The sequence below is a fragment of the Marinospirillum sp. genome, from assembly GCF_014859565.1.
The window spans coordinates 21,590-30,057 of sequence record NZ_JACUUA010000025.1; the positions used below are offsets into that span (position 1 = coordinate 21,590).

Consider the following 8,468-nt stretch of genomic DNA (forward strand, 5'->3'; position numbering starts at 1 on the left):
GTTTCCTGATATGCGTATCGATCGTTTGACCAGCAAGATGCAACATGCCTTTGCTGATGCCCAATCCATGGCGGTGGGTCAGAGTCACAATGAACTGGCTCCCGTTCACCTGCTGCTGGCTTTGCTGGATCAGCAGGGTAGCCCCTTAACGCCTTTGATCAAACAATCCGGTTCGGATGTCACTCGTGTACGTTCCGAGCTGAAAAAGCTGTTTGAACAGCTGCCCACCGTCAGCCAGTACGATGGCAATGTACAAGTCTCCCAGTCGTTGGGTCGACTGCTGAATCTGGCAGATCGTGATTCCCAGCAGCGTGGTGATCAGTATATTTCCAGTGAACTGGTGCTCTTGTCAGCCATGGAGCTGGGTGATGCCACCAGCAAGGCACTGGAAGCTGCGGGACTGGATAAAAAACGTCTGGTGGTGGCGATTGAAAACCTGCGCGGAGGCGAGGCTGTGGATGATCCAAATGCGGAAGAAAAACGTCAGGCGCTGGAAAAATTCACCATCGACCTGACTGCTCGTGCTCTGGAAGGCAAACTCGACCCGGTGATTGGCCGTGATGATGAAATCCGCCGCACCATTCAGGTTCTCCAGCGCCGCACCAAAAACAACCCCGTTTTGATTGGTGAGCCGGGTGTGGGTAAAACCGCCATAGTGGAAGGCCTAGCGCAGCGTATTGTGAATGGTGAAGTGCCGGAAGGCTTAAAAGATAAGCGGGTTCTGTCGCTGGATATGGGTTCCCTGATTGCCGGTGCCAAGTTCCGTGGTGAGTTTGAAGAGCGCCTGAAAGGTGTGCTGAATGAACTCTCCAAAGAAGAAGGGCGAGTCATCCTGTTTATTGATGAGCTGCACACCATGGTGGGTGCGGGTAAGGGTGAAGGTTCCATGGATGCCGGTAATATGCTCAAGCCCGCGTTGGCACGGGGCGAGCTGCATTGTGTGGGTGCCACTACGCTGGATGAATACCGTCAGTACATCGAAAAAGATGCAGCATTGGAGCGTCGCTTCCAGAAGGTTCTGGTGAATGAACCCAGTGAAGAAGATGCCATTGCCATCCTGCGTGGTTTAAAAGAGCGTTATGAAGTCCACCACGGTGTTGAGATTACGGATAGCGCGGTGATTGCTGCGGCCAAACTGTCTAACCGTTATATTTCTGATCGCCAGTTGCCGGACAAAGCCATCGACCTGATGGATGAAGCGGCCAGTCGCATTCGTATGGAAATAGATTCCAAACCCGAAGAAATGGACAAGCTGGAACGCCGTTTGATTCAGTTAAAAATTGAACGCGAAGCACTGAAAAAAGAAACGGATGCAGGCTCGAAAAAACGTCTGGAACACCTGCAGGAACAGATTGATGATCTGGGTCGCCAGTTTGCGGATCTGGAAGAAATCTGGAAAGCCGAAAAAGCCAGTCTGCAGGGTGCTCAGCAGCTCAAACAACAGCTGGAGCAGGCACGTATTGATCTGGATGCTGCCCGCCGTAAGGGTGATCTGGCGCGTATGTCTGAGATTCAGTATGGCGTGATTCCTGATCTGGAGCGCAGCATGCAGATGGCCGATCAACTGGAAAATGTTGAACATACCCTGCTGCGTAATCGTGTCACCGATGAAGAAATTGCCGAAGTGGTGGCACGCTGGACAGGTATTCCGGTCAGCAAAATGCTGGAGTCGGATCGTGAAAAACTGCTGCGTATGGAAGATGCCCTGCACGAAAGTGTGATCGGTCAGGATGAAGCAGTACTGGCAGTCGCTAATGCGGTACGCCGTTCACGGGCAGGTCTGTCTGATCCGAATCGCCCCAGCGGTTCTTTCCTATTCCTCGGCCCGACCGGTGTGGGTAAAACCGAGCTGTGTAAATCTCTGGCTCATTACCTGTTTGATACCACCGAAGCCATGGTGCGTATCGACATGAGTGAGTTTATGGAAAAACATTCGGTGGCACGTCTGATTGGTGCACCCCCCGGTTATGTGGGTTATGAGCAGGGTGGATACCTGACTGAAGCCGTGCGTCGTCGCCCGTATTCTGTGCTGTTGCTGGATGAGGTCGAAAAAGCCCATCCGGATGTATTTAATATTCTTTTGCAGGTGCTGGAAGATGGCCGTCTGACCGATGGTCAGGGACGTACAGTCAACTTCCGTAATACCGTGATCGTGATGACTTCTAATCTAGGGTCGGATCTGATTCAGCGTATGGCGGGAGAAGAAAACTACGAAGCCATGAAGTCAGCCGTGATGGAGGTGGTGGGGACTCACTTCCGTCCGGAGGTCATCAACCGTATTGATGAAGTCGTGGTTTTCCATCCACTGCAGAAAGATCAGATTCGAGGCATTGCGGATATCCAGCTGGCGCGAGTGCGTGAGCGCCTGGCAGAACGGGAGCTGCATCTGGAGCTGTCAGAAAGTTTTATGCACAGTCTGGTAGAGCAGGGATATGATCCGGTGTATGGTGCGCGCCCATTAAAACGTGCCGTACAAAGGATGCTGGAAAACCCGCTGGCGCAGGAAATTCTGGCCGGTCGTTTTGAGCCTGGTCAGCTGCTGCTGGCTGAGATCGAAGGGAATCATACTGTGTTTAAGATTAAAGCCTGAAATATCTACGGAAAAATGTCTTGCAACCAGGGAAGGTTGCTTGACAAAACTCGCCTTTTGTAAGAGCCTTCCCTCTCCTGAATAGCAGGTGCAGCATCTTGGGGACACCCCCCATCGCTGGCATCTGGATCGGTATTCGTTGCCGGTCCTGCATCAAGGACTATCTGGCCTGTTTTATCCTCTGGTCAGATTAGGCCCCACTTCGCATTCAAGCAGTGCGACAAGAGTGCAGACCCCAAGACGGGTCTCGTTTGCCAAGACACGGCAAAGCATCAGGTGTTGATGATTTCCAGCCTGCTGGTTGGAAATGCATTGGCAAATCCGGATGGGTGTTCACTGATAACATCTGGATTATTGAACCGGAACAGCAGACTTGCTGATTCCATGCACTCGAATGTTTTTTCAGGGGGTTCACGAAAGTGGAATTACTCTCAGGCGCAGATATGATCACCCGATTCCTTGCGGATGAAGGTGTTGAATACATTTACGGTTACCCCGGTGGTGCCGCCCTGCACATCTATGACGCGATTCACCGTCAGGATAAGGTGCACCACATTCTGGTACGCCACGAACAGGCGGCCACCCACATGGCTGATGGTTATGCCCGTGCCACCGGTAAGCCCGGTGTGGTACTGGTAACCTCCGGCCCCGGTGCTACCAATGCGGTCACCGGTATTGCCACTGCCTACATGGACTCCGTCCCGATGGTGGTGCTCTGTGGTCAGGTCATGAGTCATCTGATTGGTGAAGACGCCTTTCAGGAAACCGACATCATTGGTGTTACCCGTCCTATTGTGAAACACAGCTTTTCCATCAAGCACCCATCAGAAATTCCGCTGGTGCTGAAAAAGGCATTTCACATAGCAACCACCGGTCGTCCCGGCCCGGTGGTAGTGGATATTCCCAAGGATATGACCGCACCCACCGAGAAGTACGAATACGTTTATCCCAAAAAAGTGAAGCTGCGTTCTTATACACCCGTTGGCCGCGGTCATACCGGGCAGATCAAGAAAGCTGTGGAGCTGATGCTTAAAGCCAAACGCCCAGTGTTGTATGGCGGCGGTGGTTTGGTACTGGGACAGGCATGTGAGCTGTTCACAGAGCTGGCCAGAAAACTCAACTTCCCGGTGACCACCTCGCTGATGGGTATTGGTTCCTTCCCACAAACCGATAAACAATCCATGGGCTGGCTGGGTATGCACGGCAGTTTTGAAGCCAACCAAGCCATGCATCACAGTGATCTGGTGGTGTGTATTGGGGCGCGTTTTGATGATCGTGCCACTAACAATACTTCCAAATTCTGCCCAACGGCACGCATTGTTCACGTGGATGTAGATCCATCTTCTATTGGCAAAACCGTTCGTGTAGATGTTCCGATTGTGGGCACCGCTACCAGTGTGCTGGAAGAGATGCTGGCTATTCTTGATGATAGCCGCAGCCTGCCGGATACCACTGCACTGGCCGACTGGTGGAAACAGATTGATGGCTGGCGTGCCAGTCGTACCGGTCGTTTGTATGAACAGGCCGAAGAAGGTCAGCCGATGAAACCCCAGCAGGTGGTTGAAGCGGTATGGAAAGCAACCAAGGGTCAGGCTTACGTGGTAACCGACGTCGGTCAGCATCAGATGTTTGCTGCCCAGTTCTACAAGTTCGACAAACCCAATCACTGGATCACTTCCGGCGGCTTGGGCACCATGGGTTTTGGTCTGCCAGCGGCCATGGGTGTCAAGCTGAACAAGCCAGATGAAGAGGTGGTGTTGATCACCGGTGAAGGCAGTTTCCAGATGATGATGCAGGAGTTGTCCACCTGCAGCCAGTTCGGGATTCCAGTTAAGATAGTGAATCTGAATAACCAGTCGCTGGGTATGGTGCGTCAGTGGCAGGATCTGAACTACAGTGCCCGCCACGCCCAGTCTTACATGCAATCCTTGCCGGATTTCAAGATGCTGGTGGAATCCTACGGGCATGTTGCCATGAAGATTGAAAAACCGGAAGATCTGGATGCGGCAATGGAAAAAGCCTTTGCCATGAAAGACAAGCTGGTATTTCTGGATGTTTATGTTGATCCACGCGAGCACGTTTATCCAATGCAGGTGCCTCAAGGCTCCATGAAGGATATGCTGCTCTCCAAAACGGAGAGGACCTGATCATGCGACACATCATCTCGATTCTGATGGAGAACGAGGCCGGTGCCCTGTCGCGGGTGGTGGGTCTCTTTTCCCAGCGTAACTTCAACATTGAAACCCTGAACGTTGCTCCAACCGATGATCCCAGCCTGTCGCGCCTGACGGTCACCACCGTGGGTGATGAACGGGTTATTGAGCAGATCACCAAGCAGCTGAACAAGCTGATTGATGTGGTCAAGCTGGTGGATCTGACTGAAGGGCAACACATCGAGCGTGAGTTGATGCTGGTCAAGGTCAAGGCGGTGGGTGCACAACGTGCAGAAGTGAAGCGCACCACGGAAATTTTCCGGGGCCAGATCATTGATGTCACACCTAGCGTCTATACTGTGCAACTGACCGGTGATTCAAGCAAGCTGGATGCGTTTATCAATGCTCTGGGGGCCAGCACCCTGCTGGAAGTGGTGCGTACTGGGGTCTCCGGTATTGCTCGCGGAGAGAAGGTGTTAAGCCTGTAATCCCTTGCGGCTGATAAAAGTCGTTGATAAAAAACCCTGCCGGTATTTCCCGCAGGGTTTTTTTACGCCTGAATCTGCGACCAGAAAGCCTGAATCAGTGGATTACGCAACTTGCGGTTTAATACCGTAACCCCCACGTCATAAGCAGCCAACCGTGGTGTCACCGGCAGTATTTGTACCCGCTCAGCCAGTGGACTGTTATCCAGCACAATTTTTGGCACCACACCCACTCCCAACCCCAAGCTGACCATGCTAACTATGGCTTCGTTACCACTGACCTGAGCGTAGATGGAAGGTTTGATGGCCTTGTTGCGAAACCATTCATCCACCCGATTACGAGCCAGCCCCTGCTCGGAAAGAATCATCGGGATTTTTGCCCAGTTGGCTTCATTGATATCAGCAGTAAGCAGTTGTGGAAGCTGGCTGATGTCGGCGGGTGCAATAAACACCAATGGTGAGAGGCCTATGGATCGAAAAGCCAGCCCTTTGGGCAGGGTATCCGGTCGGGCAGCAATGGCAATGTCCTCTTCACCATGTAGTATTCGCTGTACAGCAACAGCAGGGTCGCCGGTATGGAGTTTGATTTCTACACGGGGATGTTCACTGCGAAACTGTCGCAGCAGGTCATAAAGAAAACTGTAACTGGCGGTCACCGAACAATAAACACTGATCTCACCCTGGAGCTGGCTGGCGCCCAGTAACAGTGAATTACGCAGGGTATCCCACTGATCAAGGGCATCACGGGCATAAACAAGAAACACTCGCCCCTCTTCAGTGAGTTCAACGTGACGGTTATCCCGGCTGAACAGGCTGACGCCCAGGTTTTCTTCCAGTTGCTGAATGCTGCGGCTCAGCGCCGAGGTGCTGAGATGGCAAACTTCACTGGCACGGCCAAAATGCAGGGTTTCAGACAGGGCAAGAAAGTGCTTGAGGCTTTTGGTATCCATGACGTTGTGTACTGGGAGTAGGAGCGTGATAAAATAGCTTATTGCGAAATAAGGGATGATGCGTTGCAAATATAGCATTTTACGCAATCATGCAAATGCCTTATTCTTTCTTCCATCAAAAACAGCTTCTGATCAGAAGCAAAATCCTTCACTGATTCAGCCGGAGAAAAATATCATGGCAATGACCGTTTATTATGATAAAGATTGTGATCTGTCGATCATCAAAAGCAAAAAAGTAGCCATCATTGGTTATGGCTCTCAGGGTCACGCCCACGCCTGTAACCTGAAAGACTCCAGTGTTGATGTGACTGTTGGTCTGCGTGCCGGTTCTTCTACTCGTGCCAAGGCTGAAGCTCATGGCCTGAAAGTTGCTGATGTTGCTGATGCCGTTGCAGCTGCTGACCTAGTGATGATCCTGACTCCTGATGAATTCCAGGGTCAGCTTTATAAAGAAGAGATTGAGCCTAACATCAAAAAGGGCGCAACCTTGGCTTTTGCTCATGGTTTCTCTATTCACTACAACCAGATTGTTCCTCGTAAGGATCTGGACGTGATCATGATCGCTCCTAAAGCACCAGGCCACACTGTGCGCTCTGAGTTTGTGAAGGGTGGCGGTATTCCTGATCTGATTGCTGTTTTCCAGGATGTTTCCGGCAAGGCCAAAGACGTTGCTCTGTCTTATGCATCTGGTGTGGGTGGTGGTCGTTCAGGCATCATCGAAACCACTTTCAAAGACGAAACCGAAACCGATCTGTTCGGTGAGCAGGCAGTACTTTGTGGCGGTGCGGTTGAACTGGTTAAAGCCGGTTTTGAAACCCTGACCGAAGCTGGATATGCACCGGAAATGGCTTACTTTGAGTGTCTGCACGAGCTGAAGCTGATTGTAGACCTGATGTACGAAGGCGGTATTGCCAACATGAACTACTCCATCTCCAACAATGCTGAGTATGGTGAGTATGTGACTGGTCCTGAAGTGATCAACGAGCAATCACGCCAGGCAATGCGTAATGCCCTGAAGCGTATTCAGGATGGTGAATATGCCAAGATGTTCATTCAGGAAGGTGCTGCTAACTATCCTTCCATGACTGCGCGTCGTCGTAACAATGCTGCACACCCGATTGAAGTGGTTGGTGGTCAGCTGCGCGCTATGATGCCTTGGATTGCAGCCAACAAGCTGGTCGACAAAGACAAAAACTGATCTTTGTCAGTAATAACCAACGCAGCCTCCGGGCTGCGTTTTTTTTGCACGTCAGTAAGCATTTTTGTTCGATGGGTTCGAGGTGTAGAATGGGTTCAGTGACTCCAAAATTTCAGAACACTTAAGGTGTAAATTATGTCGCAAGAAAAACCGGAAGCAGGTAAAGAAAAAGCTTTGAGTGAGCAGATTGCTTCCGAAAAGGATGAGCTGGGTTTGGCTGATAAGGAAAAATCAGAAGAAGAGTTTGCCCGGCGAGCACATCGTATGGTGGAGGAGGTGATTGAGGAGGTGGTAGAGGAAAAAGAGATCAACGGTAAAAAAGAAAAACATCGCGGTATCTATCTGCTGCCCAACCTGTTTACTACTGGCGCGCTGTTTTCTGGTTTCTACGCCATAGTTGCAGGGATGAATGGTGACTTCAGTGCTGCGGCCATTGCGATTTTTGTAGCTATGATCCTGGATGGGCTGGATGGGCGTGTTGCCCGAATGACCGGCACGGAAAGTGAATTTGGTGCTGAGTACGACAGTCTGGCTGATATGGTTTCATTTGGTGTGGCTCCGGCCTTGGTTGCTTTCAGCTGGATGCTACAGGATCTTGGGCAGATCGGCTGGATTGCTGCCTTTGTTTATGTGGCTGGTGCGGCCCTACGGTTGGCTCGTTTTAATGTCCATGTGGGTTCAGCAGATAAAAAATGGTTCACCGGTTTACCCAGTCCGTCAGCAGCAGCCATTGTAGGGGCGCTGGTGTGGGTGCTTCACGATATGGATATGGAAATGCTCTGGGCGCAGATTTTAGTGGCGATGGTGATTGCTGCTATTGGTTTGTTGATGGTCAGTAATGTGCGTTATTACAGTTTCAAGGATATTGATCTGAAAAACCGTGTTCCCTTTATGGTGTTGCTGGCACTGGTGTTGGTATTGGCTATTATTGCGATCGATCCAGCCACTATGTTATTGCTGCTGTTTGTTGGTTATGGCGCATCAGGCCCGGTTCGTTCAGTGCTTAGTAAGCACGCAAAACCGCATGATTCCGGTGATTTGTAAAAAACTTTCAAAAAGGGCTTGCAAGTCGAATTCAGATGCCTATAATAC

General features: G+C 51.1%; 6 protein-coding genes. 5 read left to right on the forward strand and 1 reads right to left on the reverse strand.

Going from position 1 to position 8,468, the window contains the following annotated elements:
• Positions 1 to 10 precede the first annotated feature (10 nt).
• From clpB to ilvN, 3 genes are all read left to right on the forward strand, one after another.
• Positions 11 to 2,590 carry an ATP-dependent chaperone ClpB gene (gene clpB, locus IBX50_RS05620; RefSeq protein WP_292254119.1) on the forward strand — a complete coding sequence of 860 codons (2,580 nt, stop codon included), beginning with the start codon at positions 11 to 13 and terminating at the stop codon, positions 2,588 to 2,590.
• A gap of 419 nt (positions 2,591 to 3,009) precedes the next feature.
• Entirely contained in the window at positions 3,010 to 4,737 is a 1,728-nt protein-coding gene (locus IBX50_RS05625) for an acetolactate synthase 3 large subunit (RefSeq protein WP_292254120.1), read from the forward strand.
• A gap of 2 nt (positions 4,738 to 4,739) precedes the next feature.
• The gene (gene ilvN / locus IBX50_RS05630; RefSeq protein ID WP_292254121.1) at positions 4,740 to 5,231 is read left to right on the forward strand and encodes an acetolactate synthase small subunit; all 492 of its coding nucleotides are present in this window, start codon (positions 4,740 to 4,742) and stop codon (positions 5,229 to 5,231) included.
• 62 nt (positions 5,232 to 5,293) lie between these two features.
• On the opposite strand, the gene ilvY is transcribed toward ilvN, so the two are convergent.
• Positions 5,294 to 6,178: an HTH-type transcriptional activator IlvY gene (gene ilvY, locus IBX50_RS05635; RefSeq protein WP_292254122.1), complete on the reverse strand. Its 885-nt coding sequence runs from the start codon at positions 6,176 to 6,178 to the stop codon at positions 5,294 to 5,296.
• 181 nt (positions 6,179 to 6,359) lie between these two features.
• On the opposite strand from ilvY, the gene ilvC reads away from it, so the two are divergent.
• Positions 6,360 to 7,376 carry a ketol-acid reductoisomerase gene (gene ilvC, locus IBX50_RS05640; RefSeq protein ID WP_292254126.1) on the forward strand — a complete coding sequence of 339 codons (1,017 nt, stop codon included), beginning with the start codon at positions 6,360 to 6,362 and terminating at the stop codon, positions 7,374 to 7,376.
• Positions 7,377 to 7,511: 135 nt separating this feature from the next.
• The gene (gene pssA / locus IBX50_RS05645; protein WP_366930694.1) at positions 7,512 to 8,420 is read left to right on the forward strand and encodes a CDP-diacylglycerol--serine O-phosphatidyltransferase; all 909 of its coding nucleotides are present in this window, start codon (positions 7,512 to 7,514) and stop codon (positions 8,418 to 8,420) included.
• The last annotated feature ends 48 nt before the right edge of the window (positions 8,421 to 8,468 follow it).